Below are 20685 nucleotides of genomic sequence, written 5' to 3' on the forward strand. Positions count from 1 at the left end.
CTGTTATGGGGTTAATAAATTTTCATCTAATAACAAATCGGCGTTTTTGTTGATGCCGACGCCGCGTTCTAATATATGACGGGCGATGTTGTGCGCTTCCGCTAAGGAATGTTCGGTATATGTGCCGCATTGATATTCGTTTAATTCGGGGATTGCCTTTTGATCTTGCACCGTCAAAATATCTTGCATTGCAAGTAGCCAAGCATCCGCGACATTTTGTTCGCTCGGTGTGCCGATTAAGGACATATAAAAGCCGGTGCGGCAACCCATCGGTGAGATATCGATAATTTCGACATTTTCGCTATTTAAATGATCGCGCATAAATCCGGCGAATAGATGTTCTAAGGTATGAATACCTTTAGGCGGTAGAATTTCTTTGTTCGGAATACAAAAACGCAAGTCGAATACGGTAATATCGTCACCTTTTGGAGTTCGCATTGTTTTTGCAACGCGAACGGCAGGTGCTTTCATTCGAGTGTGATCCACTTTAAAACTATCAAGTAATGGCATAATTTTTCCTTTATTGTAAATTTTCGTAAAAAAATTTAAACTTTTTATGAACTTTTTTAGAAGTTGTTAGTCTTAGGCTATAACAACTTGCAGTTGTTTCATATAAAATTGGTTCCTTAGGTTATTTCGCCACCCTATTTGGGTGGCTTTTTTTCGGGCAAAATAAATTTTTATAAAAATATGTAAATTTATGTAAAGTTTTTAAAAATTCTGTGTTATACTCAAGCCTCAATAAACGGCAACTTGCAGTTGTTAATAAAATTGGTTCCTTAGGTTATTTTGCCACTCCGAAACGAGTGGCTTTTTTTTATTCTCAATGCGCCAACGGCAGAGCAATGCGTTGTTTTAGAATAACACATCTTAGGTTAAAAATAACAAAAAAACATACCGCACTAATTTACCTAAGGCGATATAAAAAGCGGCGTGCCAAGCGTTTAGTCTTAACCAGCCTGCTACGGCGCAAAAAACGTCGCCGATGATAGGAAGCCAACCGAAGAGTAAAATCAGCGCGCCGTATCGTTGAGTTTTTTCTGCTGCCCATTTTGCGCGCGCGGTTTTTATGCGGCGGTGATAGTTCGGAAAACAACGTCCAATCCAATAGGTCGTCACGCTGCCTAAGGTATTCCCAAGCGTGGCGACCAACAGTAAACCGCATATTTCCGATGAATAAAGCCCGTGCGTTAAAGAAAGTGTTTTACCGAGCGCGACGAAAATAATCTCCGAATTGCCCGGCAGAACCGTTGAACTGAGAAATGCGCTGCCGAACATTAGCCACATTGAATGTTCAAGCCAAAAATCCCAAGAAGAAATGCTCATTTAGTCTTTTGCGACGAGATTATTCAGATAATCTTCCCGATCTTTTGCCGTAATTTCGCGTAGAACTCGCGCCGGATTGCCGACGACAAGCGAATTTGCCGGAATATTTTTCGTCACCACCGCGCCGGCGGCAATCACAACGTTATCGCCGATCGTCACGCCGCCGAGAATCACCGAACTTCCGCCGATCCATACATTATTGCCGATAAGGATAGGCTTACCGTATTCCACGCCGGTATTCCGCAGTTCGACATCCAGCGGATGATTAACCGTATATAAGCTCACATTTGGACCGAACAACACATCATCACCGATTTTTACACCGCCGCTGTCTAAAATCGTGCAGTTATAATTGGCGAAAAAGCGTTCGCCCACTTCAATATATACACCGTAATCACAATAAAAAGGTGCGTTAATATGCGGATCGTTGCCCGCTTTGCCTAAAATTTCCCGCAGTAAGCGCGCTTTTGTCGCTTTGTCGGAAGGACGCGTCAAAATATTATATTCATAGAGTAACTCTTTGATTTTTAAACGCATTGCAGAGAGTTCCGGATCATAAGCTTGGTGCGACAAGCCGTGTTCCATTTTTTCTTTTTCCGATAACATCATTATCCCTTAATAAATTGATTAGTTCGGACGTCGAACACATCCATTCCCGCCGCAAGACCCGCTTGCACGCCCAAATCCGCATCTTCAAAAACCACGCAACTTTGCGGGTTCACTTTTAACAGCTCGGCACAGCGTAAAAACGTATCCGGTTCCGGTTTGTGGCGACTGACATCTTCCGCCGTAACCACCGCATTAAAATGGTTTTGCAACTCGAATTTATCCAATAACATTTCGGTGATTCGACGATGAGAACCGGTTCCGAGCGCTAGCGGTTTGCGTCCCGTATAATGTTTCACTACATTTGCCGCCGGCAATAAAGTGGCGTGTTGCATAATTAACTCGATGCCGTATCGGCGTTTTAAGCTAATCACTTCGTCGATAAAATCTAACGGCATTCTTGCTTGTTCCATCATCGCTTGCGCAATGGTTCGCACCGGCGCACCGCCCAGTTGATACATAATATTGCCGTCCAGCGGATAGCCCATTTCGTTGCCCACTCTGTCCCAAGCTTGCTTGTGGCTCGGCATTGTGTCAATTACCGTGCCGTCCATATCGAAAATCAGCCCGTCATAGCCTTCGAATATTTCGTTATTTAACATCATTACATCCTGAAAAATTATCTTGTAGAAATGTTCGCAAGGATACCATAAAGCCCGCAATCAAGCTCATAAATTCGTCGTTCGGGGAAGTTTATTATGCAAAAAATGAATTTCTCACAATAAATTTTGTAATTTGTGATCGCTGCACTGTCAGTTGAAAAAAGATTAGGCTAAAGTAATAGCACGATAAATTACTCAAATCAGATAATGAATTTACCGCAACGCCTTATTTTTTTAGAACAGCGTCGATTGATCGATCAAGAAGTCAACGAATTGGTGTTAACTATTCGCGATTATTTACAACAAGAATGGCGCGCTAATGTCGAAACGGCACAAGCCGGAATGTTGTTTATTCATTTGGCAATGGCGCTGGCACGCATTAAACGCGGTTATGAAGCGGAGGCATTACATCAAGATATTTATGCCGAAATGGAAAGTGCGGTGACTTTTCCGAAAGTTTTACAACGCCACCAAGAATTATTACGACAAATTCCTTTCCCAATCCCAGAAAGCGAACAAACCCATTTTATCGCAAATATTTATTCACTCTCCTTAGCGCAGCCGCAAATATTAGAAACATAGAAAAGAGGCAATTTCCTTAAAGTGCGGTCGTTTTTTAGGAATTTTTTCCGGTTAAATTTAAGCGATTCAAAAATTATGCTAATATCTGCCTCCGGGTATAGGTGGTCGCAAAATGATTAAATTAAATGAAAAATCCGCCGGGATAGGTTTGGTAGTCGGTTGTATTTTATTCGGTTTGGGCAGTGTGATTGTCGCCTTTTTGTCCGTCGGCGCTTATGCCATCGCTTTTTGGCGTTTGGCAGTGGCGGCGGTTATTTTTTGGATATTGACTTATTTTTCCGGTCAACTTTTTCCGCGAGCTAAACTCGCCCGTCGATATGCCGCGATTTCGGGCTTTTTTCTCGCCTTTGATCTGGCGTTATGGCACGAAAGTATTTATGCCGTCGGGCCGGGTATTTCAACGTTATTAAACAGCTTACAAGTTTTTTGGCTTTCCGCCATCGGGTTCTTTTGGTTTAAAGAACGTCAAACCAAATTACAAATTTTTAGTTTATTTTTAGCCGTTACCGGTGTGGCGATGATCGGCAGTCCGGAATTTTCGCACAACGGCAATGCCTTATGGGGATTTATTTCCGGTATTGTCTCCGGTGCGTGTTTAGCGCTGTCGATGGTATATGTGCGCAAAACCCACGAAGTTGAACGCACGGCGATTTATCCGTTAATGTTGATTTTAAGCTTAAGCGGAATGGCGGCGCTTTTCTTACCTTCAATGATTTTTGATTCCGCTCGCTTTTTTCCGAAAAACGGAACGGAAATCGAGCTTATTTTAATTTACGGTGCGGTAATGCAATGTTTCGCGTGGGGGTTAATTGCTTATGCCATTCCGATGTTATCCCTTTCGTTAACCGGTTTATTGTTGCTTTCCGAACCCATTGCCGCATTGATTATCGACACTGTTTTTTTGCACAAACCTATCGGCTTAATTCAATGGTGCGGTGCATTTTGCACATTAGTAGCGATCTATTTAGGCACTTTGAAAAAATAATAAAATTTCTACCGCACTTTTGGCGGAACCGAATTCCGCCAAATAGCCAATAATATTTGACAGCCAGATCGCCTCTCCCTATTATCCTGTTTAATATATTGTCTAAACCAATGGAAGATTTACCGTGAAAAACCCAAGCTCAACTCTCAAAAACGCCCTTGCCCAACGTATTCTGATTTTAGACGGTGCAATGGGGACGATGATCCAAAAATATAAACTCACCGAAGCGGATTTCCGTGGCGAACGATTTAAAGACAGCAAAATTGACCTGCGTGGCAACAACGATTTACTCACCCTTACTCAGCCGCTTTTAATCTCCGCTATTCACGAAAAATATTTAGAAGCGGGTGCGGATATTATTGAGACCAATACGTTCAGCTCCACCACCATTGCCCAAGCGGATTATGACTTGCAAGCGGTGGCTTACGAGCTAAATTTTGCAGGTGCGAAATTGGCTCGCCTTGCCGCCGATAAATACAGCACGCCGGAAAAACCGCGTTTTGTAGCAGGTATTTTAGGGCCAACAAACCGCACGGCTTCTATTTCCCCGAATGTAAATGATCCGGGTTTCCGTAATATTACCTTTATGCAGTTGGTTGAAGCCTATGCGGAAGCGACCAAAGGCTTAATCGAAGGCGGTTCGGATCTGATTATGATCGAAACCATTTTCGACACGCTCAACGCCAAAGCGGCGGCTTTTGCCATTGAACAAACCTTTGAAGAATTGGGCGTGGAATTGCCGATTATGATTTCAGGCACTATTACCGATGCCTCAGGTCGTACCCTTTCAGGGCAAACGACGGAAGCCTTCTATAACTCACTCCGCCACGTTAAACCGCTCACCTTTGGCTTAAACTGTGCATTAGGCCCGAAAGAGTTGCGTCAATATGTGGAAGTGATGTCAAAAATTTGTGAATGTTACGTTTCTGTTCACCCGAATGCCGGCTTGCCGAATGCTTTTGGCGATTACGATTTGGGCGCGGAAGAGATGGCAACCCATATGAAAGAGTGGGCGGAAAGCGGTTTTGTGAACATTATCGGCGGTTGTTGCGGGACAACGCCTGAGCATATCAAAGCCTTTGCCGATGCGGTTGAAGGTATCAAACCACGCCAATTACCTGAAATCAAAACCGCAATGCGTTTGTCGGGGCTTGAGCCGCTTACCATTGATGAAAACAGCCTATTTGTGAACGTGGGCGAGCGTAATAACGTGACCGGTTCGGCAAAATTCAAAAAGCTGATTAAAGAAGAACGCTTTGCCGAAGCCATTGAAATCGCCATTGAGCAAGTGGAAAACGGTGCGCAGGTGATTGATGTCAATATGGACGAAGCCTTGCTCGACTCGGAAAAATGTATGGTGCGTTTCCTTAACATTATGGCAACCGAACCCGATGCGGCGAAAGTGCCGGTGATGATCGACTCAAGTAAATGGGAAGTGATTGAAGCGGGTCTGCAATCCATTCAAGGCAAAGGGATTGTAAACTCCATTTCTTTAAAAGAAGGGGAAGAAAAGTTTATTCATCAAGCCAAATTGGTTCGCCGATATGGTGCAGCGGTTGTGGTGATGGCGTTTGACGAAGTGGGACAAGCGGACACCGAAGAACGCAAGGTGGAAATCTGTACCCGTGCTTATCGCATTTTGGTGGATCAAGTGGGCTTCCCGCCGGAAGATATTATCTTCGACCCGAATATTTTCGCCATTGGCACGGGCATTGAAGAGCACAACAATTACGGCGTGGACTTTATCAACGCCACCGGTCGTATCAAACAAACCCTGCCACACGCCAAAATTTCGGGCGGTGTGTCGAATGTGTCCTTCTCTTTCCGTGGCAACAACGTAATGCGTGAAGCCATTCACGCCGTGTTCCTGTATCACGCCATCAAACAAGGTATGGATATGGGGATCGTGAACGCTGGGCAGCTGGCGATTTATGACGATCTCGATCCGGAAATGCGAGATGTGATTGAAGATGCGGTGCTAAACCGCCACCCTGATGCCACCGAGCGTTTGATCGAACTTGCAGAAAAATACCGAAATGTGACCGCTTCCACCGAGGATAACAGCGTTGCCGAATGGCGGGCTTGGCCTGTGGAAGAGCGTTTAAAACACGCTTTGGTGAAAGGGATCACCAACTTTATTATTGAAGATACCGAAGAAGCCCGCCAGCAATTCAGCTCGCCATTGGAAGTGATCGAAGGGCCGTTAATGGCGGGAATGGACGTGGTCGGCGACTTGTTCGGTGACGGCAAAATGTTCTTACCGCAAGTGGTGAAATCCGCACGTGTGATGAAGCAATCCGTTGCCTATTTAGAGCCGTTTATCAACGCCACCAAACAGAAAGGCTCAAGCGCAGGGAAAGTGGTGATTGCCACCGTGAAAGGCGACGTGCACGACATCGGCAAAAACATCGTGAGCGTGGTGTTGCAATGTAATAACTTTGAAGTGATCGACCTCGGCGTAATGGTGCCGGCGGATAAAATCATTCAAACGGCGATTGATGAAAAAGCGGACATCATCGGCTTAAGTGGCTTGATTACGCCGTCTCTTGACGAGATGGAATACTTCTTAGGCGAAATGAACCGCTTAAACTTAAATATTCCTGTGATTATCGGCGGGGCGACCACCTCCAAAGAGCATACCGCGATCAAACTTTACCCGAAATATAAGCACGAAGTGATCTACACCACCAACGCTTCCCGTGCGGTAACCGTGTGTGCGGCGTTGATGAACCCTGAAAGCAAGGCCGAATTGTGGGAGCGAATGAAGAAAGAGTACGAACAAATTCAGCACGCTTTCGCCAATAAAAAAGCCCCACGCAAACAGCTGCCGATTGAAGAAGCACGAGCCAACCGTTTTGACGCATTCAGCGGTGAATGGGCGGATTACCAAGTACCTGTGCCGAAACAAACAGGCATTGTGGAATATAAAAATGTGCCGATTTCAACCTTACGCCAATTTATCGACTGGTCGCCGTTCTTCAGACTTTGGGGCTTAATGGGCGGCTACCCTGATGCCTTTGACTACCCAGAAGGCGGCGAAGAAGCACGCCGAGTGTATAACGATGCGCAACGGGTGTTAGACGAATTTGAGCAGAACCACAAACTCAACCCAAGCGGCATTATGGGGATTTTCCCGGCAAACAGCGTAGGCGATGACATCGAAATTTATCAAAATTCCGACCGCACTTCGGTTATCGGCAAGGCATTCAACCTCCGCCAACAAGCCGAACGCGGCAAGAACAGCAAAAGCCCGTACAACCTAGCCTTAAGCGACTTTATCGCAAGCAAAGAGAGCGGCAAACAAGACTGGTTCGGAATGTTCGCCGTGTGTGCCGGCATTGAAGAACACGACTTAGTGGAAGGCTACAAAGCCGCAGGCGACGACTACAACGCCATTCTACTCCAAGCTGTCGGCGACCGTTTAGCCGAAGCGATGGCGGAATATTTACACTTTGAACTGCGTACAAAAGTGTGGGGTTACAGCAACGAAACTTTAGACAACGACCGCTTAATCCGTGAAGAATACGTAGGCATCCGCCCCGCCCCCGGCTACCCAAGCTGCCCGGAACACACGGAAAAACAACTGATTTGGGACTTGCTCGAAGTAGAACAACGCATCGGAATGAAACTCACCGAAAGTTACGCCATGTGGCCAGCCGCAAGCGTCTGCGGCTGGTACTTCACCCACCCTGCGAGTAACTACTTTACGTTAGGGCGCATTGACGAAGATCAGGCAGTGGACTATGCGAAACGTAAGGGCTGGAGTGAGAGAGAGATTGTTAAGTGGTTGGGAGTGGCGATGGGGTAGGATATTACTAATTTTATAAGAAAATAACTCTTTGAATTATAAAAAGGTGATTATGGCTAGAGATAATTTTAGTAGGAAAGATATTATAACTTTGCGAACAAGGGTTGGGGACAAATGTTCTAACCCTAATTGTAGAAAGGCAACCACAGGTCCTGCCCATGATAAAAATAAAGCTATTATTCTTGGCGATGCGGCACATATTTGTGCGGCATCACCAGGTGGACCTCGATATAATCCTAAGATGTCTCATGAAGAGCGACGTTCTATAGAAAATGGAATTTGGCTTTGTAAGAGCTGCGCTAGAAAAATAGATGTAGACTATAAGTCTTACTCTGCTGAAGTTTTGCATGAATGGAAAATTAACGCAGAGAAAAAAGCTCATGAAGAATTAGATCAACCCGTATTTAGCCAAGCTGATGTTAATCAAGCGGTTACAGATAGTATTTTATCTGCACTAACTAGAGCTCCAGTAGAACCTAGATATAACTTGGTTCATAATGCAATTTATGTCGAAAAACAATTTTTAGAAAGCAAAGATAGCAGATTTTCTGTTTTTCCAAAATTTGATAAAGAAGGAATTTGTTATGAATTATCTCCTAAAGAGAATGTGAGTCTTCAAGTTTCATTCTTAGATACAATATCATTACCCAAAGTAATAAAAAATCATAAAGAATTTATTGAGCATGGTAAAGATTTCATTGTTAGTTCTGAAGAAATATCTTTTTCTGGTTCAGAGCTAATAAGCTTTATTACGAATACTTCATCTAAAATTAAATTTAGCAAACCTAAAATGGATGCTGTTATTAGGTTAAAAACTATTGAAAAGCAGACTGAATTCATAGAAGTTTTTAATGATATTCATGGAAGTATTTCTTTTGGAACAAAATCTTTTTCTTTTAAAGGAAAGGGATTTGCTGATACATTAAAATTAGAATTTCAGTTTTTTAGAAATAAAAGTGCTAAAATGACTATGACAGCATCTTTAATCCAGTGGGAAAATATAAATATTCTAAAACTACCTTTTTTTGAAAAACTTTGGAGACTATTTAGTAAAACTGAGAAAGGTGATTCTATTTGTTTTGATTTAGAATTAAACGGAAATTCTTTTTTAAATAACATTCAAGTTAAAATAAATAAAAATGAATATTTTTATAGTATATATACTTTTCTTCAATATACAAATTATTGTAGATCTATTTGTAAAAAACTAAATAAAAGTGTTCTATTTACAACTCAAGTTAGTTTTTCTGCAGAAGAACATCAGGAAATAGCCGAAATCAATACCATTTTAAAAGGTAAATTAATTGATAGTAGTATTCCTCAAGAATATCCTAAAACAACATTTATCGTTAATGAAAAAAACATTTCTATTTTCAAATCATCGTTTAAAACAACAAGTGTAAAATTTTGGCAAGATGAAGGCGATGTCTTATCTTTATTTAGACAAGATATAAAGCTACCACCGAAATTAATAGAACTTAACTCTGTATTACCTAGAATCTCAGTTAATCCAGATTCAATTATTGAAGGAATGGAAATAGAGTTATTATTAGAACCAATGGAAGGGTATGAATACACGATTGAATATAAAGAACCAGATAATTAAATCTAAACTAATAGTTTTTATGTATGATAACAAACACAAGCGGTAAGATTCTGCAAAAAATTTGCAAGATCTTACCGCTTGTCTATCCTTAAATTTCGGCACGCGTGAGGACACGCGCGCCATCGTTTCGTTCTATTTCATTCTAACCCAACGCAAAAACCTCAAATTTTTGCCCCAGCTGCCATATCATTTCCACTCATCAAAAACTCCACCAAATGCAAATGTCTCACCCCTTCAATATTTCCTCGCCACAGTTCGTCCATTGTAACGACATATTTCGGGTAATTATCGGCAATGGCTAAGAGTGGAGAAAATTCTTGTTGAACGGTTTGTTCACTTTCTAGTTTATAGGCGACTTGAATATAGAACTTTTCATCTTGCTTTGGGCGATAAAATCCACTTATTTATCACCAAGTTTACTGATGCAAAATAAAATTTATTTATGGTTATACACATAAAAACTTTAATTTTTTATTAATTTTTTGGTTTATAACCTAGTAATAATTGCTTAACAGTGAACTTCGTTACCGATAAAGAGTTGCTTGCTTAAGCTTATGTTCTATCCGTATTTGTCGCAGGGCGACAACATTATATGTAACCTAGCACGGAGTGCTAGGGATTAACGCAAACGGTAAGATCTTGCAAAAAAATTGCAAGATCTTATTGGTTAAAACACCAATGCACTCCGTAATTTTTCCAGCTCTTCAACAAATGCGGGTTTTCTTGGTTTACTACTAAATTGAATAATTAATTGCTCCACAAATTGTTTAAATAGTTCAATATAAGTTGGATAACGTTTCGCTATTTCTAATAAATCCCTCGTATAACCTTGATAAGCTTTTCTATCCGATAGATTAAAATAATTTTTAGGATCTAATAATTTAATATAGCGTTTTACAATTCTTTCATCATCTTTAGGATCAAGATAATGAGCAAACTCATTTAAATTAGAAATATTCGCGTGATGAACAAGTAATGAATATAATTCTTTGGTTAATTTCTCCTCACCATATAATTTAGCTAATAAACGTTGATTATAGCTAAAGCCTAAGGATTTTTTCGGTTCATCATTTTCTTTATAATATTGAATAAGTGCATTACGCTCGCTTATCCAGTCCTGTTCGTCAAAGGTATTTTTCCATAACTTAAAGTGAGTTAGATTTAATTGCCATTGTTCTGCTTTTAATAACTCCTCTAATAAATGGCGTAATTTTATTTTATCCTTTGTTATTTGATATAACTTAATTAAATCTTCTGCCCAGCCTGTTTTAAAGCCACCTTTTGTTTGTCGATAAGCTTCCAGTAATAGTGTTTCAGCTTTGGTAAAATCTTTTTCGACTAATGCGTTATTCACGGCAATTTTTCGAAACTCAGATAAATGCAAGTTTTGATTAAAAAAGATTTCAGCCTCTTCAGTTTTATTTTGCTTCAATAAAAACTGATGTTTTGCTTTGGCAAAGAATGGATATTGATATTCTCCAACTTGGTTGAGAAGAATATCAATAAGTTCAGACAATTTTTCAAACTGTGCGGTATGTTCATAAAATTTAGCACAAACCATATATAAAGTTTCACCAAAATCAAATTCAAAATAAATATTATTTGAAGTGATTTCTTTGTGAATAAATTTTATGATAGTTTTCTTTTGCGTTAAGCTAAATTTATTTTGATCAAAGTAATCTCTAATTCCTGTGATCATATAATCAATCACGCCACCAAATTCACCCGAAGAATCATCGCAACATTCATAGGTTTTGAACAGTTTCGGTAAAAAGATCGGGATAGCTACAGCAAAGTCTTCCCCACCGCTTTCAATGGCTTCTTCAATAATTTCTCCAACATCCATAGCAAGATCAATTGTTTCACCGAAATCGTAAAAACGTCGACTGAGTAGAGATCTTGCTTGCTTACTATAATAAGATTTTAGCTCTTCACTCGTTTGTTTAGGAGAAAGCTTTGCAGTAAAAAACTCTTCTGTTTGCGGAAATCGATCCACCACTGATTCAATTAAACCGCATAGGGTTTCGGCTGAATGTTCGGCTAATAATTGACGTAAGTGCGGTTGATTTTCCGCTTGTTTTTGGGGTTTGGATTTAGATTTTGATGGTCTTTCTTCTGGCGAAAATTGTAACGCAAACCATAAGGCAGCAACGTGTTTGCAGGTGAAATTACAAGGGCATCCGCAATGACTTTCTAAAATTGCTCCACGAGAATTTAATGACAACCGTACAGGGTAATATTCCGTCCCCTTTATTGTCGTACAATAAAATTCCCCTTCTTGATAAATGTCTTGTACTTTACCTTTAATAAATAAATCCCAACCACGCTCGGCAATAACGGGTGTAACGGATTGAAGCAATAACTTAGAATTTGGCTGTTGCATAAGGTTTCTCCCAATAAATTCATATTAAATATTAGCACAAGTGGCAGGATAAAAATCTCAAATTTTTGTTTCAGCTGTAATATTATTTTTGCCTATCAAAAATTTTTTCTAATTTATTTTTTATGGTTATATCCATAAAAAATTATATGAATTGTTTTTTGTTATAAACTAAAAATAAAACACAAAATACAAAATACAAAATACAAAGATGCTTGAGTTATCTGTAATAAAAACGTTTTGAGATAGGTAAAGAAGAACGATAGTAAGAAATGGCGCACCCGAGAGGATTCGAACCTCTGACCGCTCGGTTCGTAGCCGAGTACTCTATCCAGCTGAGCTACGGGTGCGTGTTTGTTTGATATTAACCTGTCATTTATTCATTTTAATTTTATTGTAGAGTTCAATAAAATGGCGCACCCGAGAGGATTCGAACCTCTGACCGCTCGGTTCGTAGCCGAGTACTCTATCCAGCTGAGCTACGGGTGCCCTGAGTAAATGGCGGTGAGAGAGGGATTCGAACCCTCGATACAGTTTCCCATATACACCCTTAGCAGGGGTGCGCCTTCAGCCTACTCGGCCATCTCACCACAATCGGTTTGTGGGCGGTATAATACGGATTGCCTTCTAATAAGTCAATGCATTTTTTGTAAAAAAGCGATCATTTGACTGATTTATCTACAAAACAATCCGTCATTTTTGTTCGCCGCGTAAAATTGCGCGTAAATTGGCGATGTTCGATTTTGTCATTTCTTTTTGTTGCGCTTCGGTGCGCGCCGGTTTGTTGCGCTCCCATTGCACATCGTCTTGTGGCAATTCTAGTAAAAATCGGCTCGGCTCCGGTTTCAATAATTCGCCGAATTGTCGCCGCTCTTTGCATAAGGAAAAAGTGAGGCTTTGTTGCGCGCGGGTAATGCCGACATAAGCCAGACGTCGTTCTTCTTCCACATTATCTTCGTCAATGCTAGTTTGGTGAGGCAAAATATTTTCTTCCATTCCGACCAAAAAAACGTGCGGAAATTCCAATCCTTTCGAGGCGTGTAACGTCATTAATTGCACTTGATCGTCATCCTCATCGTCTTCGCCGCGTTCCAACATATCGCGCAGCGTCAAACGCGTCACCACTTGGTTTAAAGTCATCGGTTCGTTAAATTCATCGCCTTTGAGCATATCCGCCACCCATTCGAACAATGTAGCGACGTTTTTGCTCTGAATTTCCGCCGCTTTCGGACTGGTGGCGTATTCATATAAATATTCTTCATAATGCAACTGCGACAACATTCGGCGCACGGCATTTTCCGGTTCCGAACGTAAAATTTCATCGTTCAGTTCGACAATCCAACGGGCGAAGGTTTGCAATGCGTTATAGGCTTTCGGCGTAACGCGTTGAATCAGTTCGAAATCGAAAATCGCGTCAAATAAACCGATATGTTTTTCTTGCGCCAAGGTACCTAATTTTTCCAAAGTCGCCGCGCCGATTTCACGTTTCGGTGTGTTGACGATGCGTAAAAATGCGGCGTCATCTTCTTGGTTTACCACAAGACGCAAATAAGCCATCATATCTTTGATTTCAGCGCGGGAGAAAAAAGATGTGCCGCCGGAAATTTTGTACGGAATCCGGTTTTGCATTAACACTTTTTCGAATAATCGCGATTGATGATTACCGCGATAAAGAATGGCATAATCGCGATATTTGGTCTTGCGCATAAAACGATGAGCAATCAGTTCGCCGACAACGCGTTCCGCTTCGTGTTCTTCGTTTTTCGCTTCGATGACCTGTAATTTTTCGCCGGCATCCAAGGCGGAAAAAAGTTTTTTGTCAAAAACGTGTTCGTTATTGGCGATTAAAATATTAGCACAGTGCAAAATGCGCTGTGTCGAGCGATAATTTTGTTCCAGCTTAATCACTTGCAACGCGGGAAAATCATTTTTCAGCCGCATCATATTTTGCGGTCTTGCACCGCGCCAAGAGTAAATGGATTGATCATCATCGCCGACCACGGTGAAACAAGCGCGTTCGCCGACCAATAATTTAATCAATTCATATTGGCTGGTATTGGTATCTTGATATTCATCGACTAACAAATAACGAATTTTCTCTTGCCATTTCGACCGCACTTCCGGATTTTGCTTAAACAACAACGTCGGCAGCATAATTAAATCGTCGAAATCCAACGCGTTATAGGCGCGAATTTGCTTGGTATAACGCGCGTAGCATTGGGCGAACGTCTGCTGCTTGGCATCTTTTGCTGTCATTAACGCTTGTTCCGGCATAATCAAATCGTTTTTCCAGTTGGAAATCGTGGAAATCAACGCGCGCAGTAAATCTTTATCTTCTTGCAATAAATCCGCGGTTAATTCTTTTAATAGCGCCAGTTGATCTTGTTCATCAAATAAGGTGATATTGGATTTCAAGCCCAAATGCCGATATTCGCGCTTGATGATGTCAAAGCCTAAAGTATGAAACGTCGAAACGATTAATCCGCGACTTTGTTCTTTGCCGATCGAATGAGCGACGCGTTCTTTCATTTCGCGCGCCGCTTTGTTGGTAAAGGTGACGGCGGCGATTTGTTTCGGTAAATAACCGCACTTTTCCACCAAATAAGCGATTTTGTTGATAATCACCCGCGTTTTGCCCGATCCCGCGCCCGCCAAAACCAGACAAGGCCCGGAAACATAATTTACGGCTTGTTGTTGTTGAAGATTTAATTTCATTGCGTCTTACTCTTGCGCCCATACATAAGGCAATAAAGCGGTATCCAGCAAAAAAGACAATGGCAAATCCAAGATCGGCATTCCCCATTTTTGCGCCATTTTCCAGTCGTATTGCGTGCCGGCATACGCCTGATATTTTTCCGTCGGATTAATTAACGTCACCACCGTTCCGCAGCCGGAAAGGACGAAAAGTGCGGTGAAAATTAAGCAGATTTTTTGCATTTTGTGACAATATAAAAGATACCGAGAAATCATAGGGCGTTATTTTATGTTTTTTTACGCAAAAAAGATATTTTCTCCGTATTTTATTGAAATTAAATGCCTTTTTATTGTGTTAAGCCTAAGTACAAAAAGCAATGCCGCATTAGGTTAAACGGCAAATTTCCTCTATAATAATCGCAAACGAATCAATAAAAATGAGAATATTATGGCTAAAATTGCTGAAAATCCTCTCGTCTTGGTGGACGGTTCCTCTTATTTATACCGTGCCTTTCACGCGTTTCCGACCTTGACGAATTCCTTGGGCGAGCCGACAAATGCGATGTACGGCGTGTTAAATATGCTGAAAAGTTTGATTTCACAAGTGCAACCCACGCATATTGCCGTGGTGTTTGATGCTAAAGGCAAAACATTTCGCGATGAAATGTTCGAACAATATAAATCGCACCGCCCGCCGATGCCCGATGATTTGCGTCGGCAAATTCAGCCGCTGCATAATATGATTCAGGCTTTGGGTATTCCGCTTTTGGTGGTGGAAGGCGTGGAGGCGGACGATGTGATCGGTACGCTTGCGCGCCAAGCCGCGCAACAGGGCAAAAATGTGTTAATCAGCACCGGCGATAAAGATATGGCGCAGTTGGTGAACGACAAAATTATGTTGATCAACACAATGACCGATACCTTGTTGGATCGCGATGGCGTGATTGAAAAATATGGTATTCCGCCCGAATTGATTATTGATTATCTCGCCTTAATGGGCGACAGCTCGGACAATATTCCCGGTGTGGCGGGCGTAGGCGAAAAAACGGCGCTCGGCTTGCTGCAAGGGCTTGGCAGTATGGCGCAGATTTATGCGAATTTAGATAAAGTTGCCGAGTTGCCGATTCGCGGGGCGAAAAAATTGGGCGAAAAACTTGCCGCGGCGAAAGCGGATGCTGATTTGTCTTATTTATTAGCTACCATCAAAACCGATGTGGAATTAGAGGTGACTCCGGATCAGCTGACATTAGGGCAACATAATAAAGACGAATTGATCGAATATTTCGCCCGTTATGAATTTAAACGCTGGCTTAATGAAGTGATGAACGGCGAAAGTTCCGTTACCAACGGCGCGGAACAGCGCGTGAAAACGGATAATTATGCACCGACGCCGACAAAAATGGAGAAAGCGCAAAGTGCGGTGAAAAATCCGATAAAAATCGACCGCACTTTATATGAAACCGTGGATACGGCGCAAAAATTGTCGGCGTGGATCGAAAAAATCAAGCAAGCCGATTACATCGCCGTGGATACGGAAACCGACTCGCTGGATGCAATGCAGGCGAATTTGGTCGGTATTTCCTTTGCCTTGGAAAACGGCGAAGCCTGTTATATTCCGCTGGCACACGTCGGCGAGGTCGCCGTTTCGACGCTTGAAACGCAAGGCGATTTATTTGACGACGTGCAAGTTTCGGCGCCGCTTGTGCGGGAACGCTTGCCGAATCAATTAGATCGCGCCGATTGCTTGGCGCAGCTAAAACCTTTATTGGAAGATCCGGCGATCAAAAAAATCGGACAAAATCTGAAATACGATTTAACCGTATTCGCTAATCATCACATCAATTTGGCTGGCGTTGCTTTCGATACGATGTTGGAATCCTATGTGCTGGATAGCACCGGTCGGCATAATATGGACGATTTGTCCGCGCGCTATTTAGGGCACAACACCATTGCCTTCGAAACCATCGCCGGCAAAGGCAAAAATCAACTGACCTTTGATCAAATCGACATTCCGACCGCCACGGAATATGCGGCGGAGGATGCGGACGTGACGATGAAATTACATCAACGGCTGTGGGCGGATTTATCACAAACGGAAACGCTCGCCACATTATTTCGCGACATCGAATTACCGTTGGTCGGCGTGTTATCGCGTATCGAACGCAACGGCGTGTTGATCGATAGCCGCACATTAGCAGCACAATCGCAGGAAATCGCCGCAAGATTGACCGCACTTGAAGCGCAAGTTCATCAAGAAGCGGGCGAAACCTTTAACCTCGCCTCCACCAAACAATTACAGGAAATTTTGTTTAATAAACTGGGCTTGCCGATTGTCGCCAAAACGCCGAAAGGCGCGCCTTCGACGAATGAGGATGTGTTGGACGAATTGGCGCAGCAAGGACATTCCGTACCGAAATTGTTAATGGAACATCGCGGCTTGGCAAAATTAAAATCCACTTATACGGATAAATTGCCACAGATGATTAATCCGACGACCGGACGGGTTCACACGTCGTATCATCAAGCGATTACTACAACGGGACGGCTTTCTTCCAGCGATCCGAACTTGCAGAATATCCCGATTCGCAACGAAGAAGGGCGACGCATTCGTCAAGCCTTTATCGCACCGCAAAATTACTCGATTATCGCTGCGGACTATTCGCAAATCGAGCTGCGCATTATGGCGCATTTGTCGCAAGATGAAGGATTGATCCGCGCCTTTAACGAAGGTAAAGATATTCACCGTTCAACGGCAGCGGAAATTTTCGGTTTGCCGTTGGATGCCGTCACCGCCGAACAACGCCGCGGCGCCAAAGCGATTAATTTCGGCTTGATTTACGGAATGAGCGCTTTCGGGCTTTCTCGTCAGCTCGGCATTTCGCGCGCGGAAGCGCAAAAATATATGGATTTGTATTTCCAACGTTATCCGGGCGTGCAACGTTTTATGACCGACATTCGCGAAAAAGCCAAAGCGCAAGGTTATGTGGAAACTTTGTTCGGGCGGCGTTTGTATTTGCCGGAAATTAACGCGTCAAGCGCAATGCGGCGAAAAGCGGCGGAACGCGTGGCGATCAATGCGCCGATGCAAGGCACGGCGGCGGATATTATTAAACGGGCGATGATTGAAATTGATCGCGCTATCGGGCAGTCCGACGAAATTAAAATGATTATGCAGGTTCACGATGAATTGGTGTTTGAAGTGCGGTCGGATAAAATCGAGAAATATACGCCGTTAATCAAAAATTTAATGGAAAATGCGGCAAAATTAGTAGTTCCGCTTATCGTGGATGTGGGTATCGGTAAAAACTGGGATGAAGCGCATTAAAATTTTGTTAAATTTGACCGCACTTTTGCGCATTGTGTGTGGGATAACAACGGATTTTGGGCTATAATGCCTCCATTTTGTTTAACTTTTTGAAGAAGAAATTATGTCAGATAAATTTAATGTAAAAACCTTTCAAGGTATGATTTTAGCCCTCCAAGATTACTGGGCAAGCAAAGGCTGCACCGTGGTTCAACCTTTCGATATGGAAGTAGGTGCAGGCACATCTCACCCGATGACTTGCTTACGTGCATTAGGCCCTGAGCCGATGGCGTTTGCTTATGTACAACCATCACGCCGCCCGACAGACGGACGTTATGGCGAAAACCCAAACCGTTTACAACACTACTACCAATTCCAAGTGGTGATTAAACCTTCTCCGGACAACATTCAAGAACTCTATTTAGACAGCCTTAAAATGCTCGGTTTCGACCCAACCCAAAACGATATTCGTTTTGTGGAAGACAACTGGGAAAACCCGACTTTAGGTGCGTGGGGCTTAGGCTGGGAAGTGTGGTTAAACGGAATGGAAGTCACCCAATTCACCTATTTCCAACAAGTCGGCGGTTTAGAATGTAAACCGGTTACCGGCGAAATCACCTACGGTTTAGAGCGTTTAGCAATGTATATTCAAGGTGTGGACAGCGTGTATGACTTAGTTTGGTCGGACGGTCCTTTAGGTAAAACCACTTACGGCGATGTTTTCCACCAAAACGAAGTGGAACAATCCACCTACAACTTTGAATACGCAGACGTGGATTTCCTATTCCAATGTTTCGAACAATACGAAAAAGAAGCGCAATCGCTATTAAGTTTAGAAAAACCGCTTCCGTTGCCAGCTTATGAGCGCATCTTAAAAGCAGCACACAGCTTTAACTTACTCGATGCTCGCAAAGCGATTTCTGTGACCGAACGCCAACGCTATATCTTACGCATTCGTGCTTTAACCAAAGGCGTTGCCGAAGCCTATTACGCAAGCCGCGAGGCGTTAGGTTTTCCGGGTTGCAAAAAATAATTTATGTGAGTTGTAGGGGCGGACCGATGGGTCCGCCCATATATACATAAAATAGCTTATTGATTTATATTTTTTCGGGCGGACACATCGGTCAGCCCCTACGAAAATTGGATATATATGACCAAACCCATTTTATATTTCGCCCATTGGTGCCCTGATACCGAGCCATTTGTTGCCGAACTTCAGCGTTTAAATATTGAATATGAAGCGGTTGATATCACAAAGAGCGGTGCAAATTTTAAACCGTTTTTAAGATTACGCGATACACATCCGGCTTTTGATGACGCAAAAGCCAACGGCTATATTGGGATTCCTGCGTTAATGATCGGTGAGCGGGTGATTTTGGATCAAAACGAATTACAGTCGTTGTGATTTTGCAATCAATGATTGCAAAATTGTCCACGCAGTGCGTGGGCAATTTGAGATATAGAGCCTCTTAAATTTGATGAAAATGCAGTTTAGGTAAATTGTGCACACAGTGTATGCACAAATTGGATATTACGGATTAAATTGTGCAGACACTATCTGCAAAATTACAAAAATCTCTAATTCGGGACTCACTGCGTCCCGAATTAAATTAACGAAGATTGATGATGAACGAACTCCAAACACCCGATAATCAACTTCTCGGACAAATTGCCGAGATTATTCAACAAGCACGCCAGCAAGTTCGCCAAACGGTGAACAGTGCGATGGTGCAAAGCTATTGGGAAATCGGTCGGTTGATTGTTGAACACGAGCAACAAGGCGAAGAGCGGGCAAAATACGGTAAGTATTTATTGCAAAATCTTTCCGAACGTTTAACGGAAATGTTTGGGAAAGGGTTTGATATTCGCAATTTACGCAATATGCGACAGTTTTATCTTACTTTTCCAATTCGGAACACACTGTGTTCCGAATTGAGTTGGTCGCATTATCGCCGTTTAATGCAAATAGAAAATGATCAAGCTCGCCAATGGTATTTAAAAGAAACCCTAGAACAAAATTGGTCAGTTAGAGCTTTAGATCGCCAAATCAGCGTACTTTATTATGAGCGTTTACTGAGTAGCCAAAATAAAGCGCTAGTTGAACAAGAAGCTGTTGAAAAAACCGAACCGCTAAAAGAGACGATTCAGGACTATTTGCGAGATCCTTATATTTTAGATTTCTTGAATTTACAGGACAAAACCTATCAAGAAAGCGGTGTAGAGCAAGCGATTATCGGTAATCTTCAACAATTTTTATTGGAACTTGGTAAAGGTTTCGCTTTTGTAGAACGCCAAAAACGTATTCGTTTTGATGATGAAGATTTTTACATTGATTTGGTGTTTTACAATTTTAAATTAAAATGCTTTTTGTTGATTGACCTTAAAATCGGCAAACTCAAACACCAAGACATCGGGCAAATGGACACTTACGTCCGCCTTTATGACGAGCAATTTAAAGGCGAAGACGACAACCCAACCATTGGTTTGGTATTATGCAGCGAACAAAGCGAAGCCATTGCGAAATATTCTGTCCTTGCCGATAGAAAACAGATTTTTAGTGCGAAATATCTACCGTATTTACCAACGGAGTTGGAGTTGCAGAAGCAGGTGGAAATGGCGAGAAGGTTGGTGGATATTTCCTAGCACGGCAAAGCCTTGACTCAGTTACGCATAGTTCAGCCCCGCTGGGGCTGGAAATCAGAGATAACAAAGAGCTGCGAAGCAGCTCAACAGGCTCATAGAGCCTAGTAACCACATACGGCTTGCCGTGCGTGGGTTGCAAGCGGTTAGAT

15 protein-coding genes and 3 tRNA genes are annotated in these 20685 nt (G+C 42.4%); 8 read left to right on the forward strand and 10 right to left on the reverse strand.

The genetic code is table 11. The features are described from left to right. Positions 1 to 3 precede the first annotated feature (3 nt). The 4 genes from luxS to CVP04_RS03075 form a co-directional block, all read right to left on the reverse strand. A complete protein-coding gene (gene luxS / locus CVP04_RS03060) occupies positions 4 to 510 on the reverse strand; it encodes an S-ribosylhomocysteine lyase (protein WP_100296056.1) in 507 nt (168 codons plus the stop codon). A gap of 360 nt (positions 511 to 870) precedes the next feature. Beyond that, positions 871 to 1326 carry a YqaA family protein gene (locus CVP04_RS03065; protein WP_100296057.1) on the reverse strand — a complete coding sequence of 152 codons (456 nt, stop codon included), beginning with the start codon at positions 1324 to 1326 and terminating at the stop codon, positions 871 to 873. After that, positions 1327 to 1932 carry a sugar O-acetyltransferase gene (locus tag CVP04_RS03070; RefSeq protein WP_100296058.1) on the reverse strand — a complete coding sequence of 202 codons (606 nt, stop codon included), beginning with the start codon at positions 1930 to 1932 and terminating at the stop codon, positions 1327 to 1329. It abuts the gene before it with no gap. A 2-nt stretch (positions 1933 to 1934) separates the two neighbouring features. Further along, positions 1935 to 2534, reverse strand: coding sequence for a beta-phosphoglucomutase family hydrolase (locus tag CVP04_RS03075; protein WP_100296059.1), 600 nt, complete (start codon positions 2532 to 2534; stop codon positions 1935 to 1937). A 207-nt stretch (positions 2535 to 2741) separates the two neighbouring features. On the opposite strand from CVP04_RS03075, the gene CVP04_RS03080 reads away from it, so the two are divergent. The 4 genes from CVP04_RS03080 (at position 2742) to CVP04_RS12305 (ending at position 9515) form a co-directional block, all read left to right on the forward strand. Beyond that, on the forward strand, positions 2742 to 3116 hold the full coding sequence (locus tag CVP04_RS03080; RefSeq protein ID WP_100296060.1) for a hypothetical protein: 375 nt from the start codon (positions 2742 to 2744) through the stop codon (positions 3114 to 3116). 112 nt (positions 3117 to 3228) lie between these two features. Continuing rightward, entirely contained in the window at positions 3229 to 4101 is an 873-nt protein-coding gene (locus CVP04_RS03085; RefSeq protein WP_100296061.1) for a DMT family transporter, read from the forward strand. A gap of 124 nt (positions 4102 to 4225) precedes the next feature. Continuing rightward, positions 4226 to 7909 carry a methionine synthase gene (gene metH, locus CVP04_RS03090; RefSeq protein WP_100296062.1) on the forward strand — a complete coding sequence of 1228 codons (3684 nt, stop codon included), beginning with the start codon at positions 4226 to 4228 and terminating at the stop codon, positions 7907 to 7909. A 52-nt stretch (positions 7910 to 7961) separates the two neighbouring features. After that, a complete protein-coding gene (locus CVP04_RS12305) occupies positions 7962 to 9515 on the forward strand; it encodes a lysogenic conversion protein (protein WP_207761607.1) in 1554 nt (517 codons plus the stop codon). 667 nt (positions 9516 to 10182) lie between these two features. Here the strand turns inward: CVP04_RS12305 and CVP04_RS03105 are convergent. The 6 genes from CVP04_RS03105 to CVP04_RS03130 all read right to left on the reverse strand — a co-directional run bounded on the left by CVP04_RS03105 (position 10183) and on the right by CVP04_RS03130 (position 14832). Continuing rightward, positions 10183 to 11898 carry an SWIM zinc finger family protein gene (locus CVP04_RS03105; RefSeq protein WP_100296063.1) on the reverse strand — a complete coding sequence of 572 codons (1716 nt, stop codon included), beginning with the start codon at positions 11896 to 11898 and terminating at the stop codon, positions 10183 to 10185. A 270-nt stretch (positions 11899 to 12168) separates the two neighbouring features. Continuing rightward, positions 12169 to 12245: transfer RNA gene (locus CVP04_RS03110), tRNA-Arg, on the reverse strand. A gap of 62 nt (positions 12246 to 12307) precedes the next feature. Next, positions 12308 to 12384, reverse strand: a tRNA-Arg gene (locus CVP04_RS03115). 10 nt (positions 12385 to 12394) lie between these two features. After that, positions 12395 to 12485 (reverse strand) — tRNA-Ser (locus CVP04_RS03120). Between the two features lie 103 nt (positions 12486 to 12588). Further along, positions 12589 to 14610, reverse strand: a complete 2022-nt coding sequence (gene rep / locus CVP04_RS03125; RefSeq protein ID WP_100296064.1) for a DNA helicase Rep — start codon at positions 14608 to 14610, stop codon at positions 12589 to 12591. Positions 14611 to 14616: 6 nt separating this feature from the next. Further along, complete coding sequence (locus CVP04_RS03130) at positions 14617 to 14832, reverse strand: YceK/YidQ family lipoprotein (RefSeq protein WP_100296065.1); 216 nt, start codon at positions 14830 to 14832, stop codon at positions 14617 to 14619. Positions 14833 to 15037: 205 nt separating this feature from the next. Here CVP04_RS03130 and polA point away from each other — a divergent pair, with 205 nt between their 5' ends. The 4 genes from polA (at position 15038) to CVP04_RS03150 (ending at position 20536) form a co-directional block, all read left to right on the forward strand. Further along, entirely contained in the window at positions 15038 to 17914 is a 2877-nt protein-coding gene (gene polA, locus CVP04_RS03135; RefSeq protein WP_100296066.1) for a DNA polymerase I, read from the forward strand. A 103-nt stretch (positions 17915 to 18017) separates the two neighbouring features. Beyond that, entirely contained in the window at positions 18018 to 18926 is a 909-nt protein-coding gene (gene glyQ / locus CVP04_RS03140) for a glycine--tRNA ligase subunit alpha (protein ID WP_100296067.1), read from the forward strand. Positions 18927 to 19043: 117 nt separating this feature from the next. Continuing rightward, positions 19044 to 19298 (forward strand): hypothetical protein, encoded by a 255-nt coding sequence (locus tag CVP04_RS03145; protein WP_100296068.1) that lies wholly within the window; start codon positions 19044 to 19046, stop codon positions 19296 to 19298. A gap of 218 nt (positions 19299 to 19516) precedes the next feature. Then, positions 19517 to 20536 carry a PDDEXK nuclease domain-containing protein gene (locus CVP04_RS03150; RefSeq protein ID WP_341476047.1) on the forward strand — a complete coding sequence of 340 codons (1020 nt, stop codon included), beginning with the start codon at positions 19517 to 19519 and terminating at the stop codon, positions 20534 to 20536. The last annotated feature ends 149 nt before the right edge of the window (positions 20537 to 20685 follow it).

Origin of the sequence: Caviibacterium pharyngocola (genome assembly GCF_002795405.1) — a bacterium.
In the GTDB taxonomy this organism is placed as follows: Bacteria; Pseudomonadota; Gammaproteobacteria; order Enterobacterales; family Pasteurellaceae; genus Caviibacterium; species Caviibacterium pharyngocola.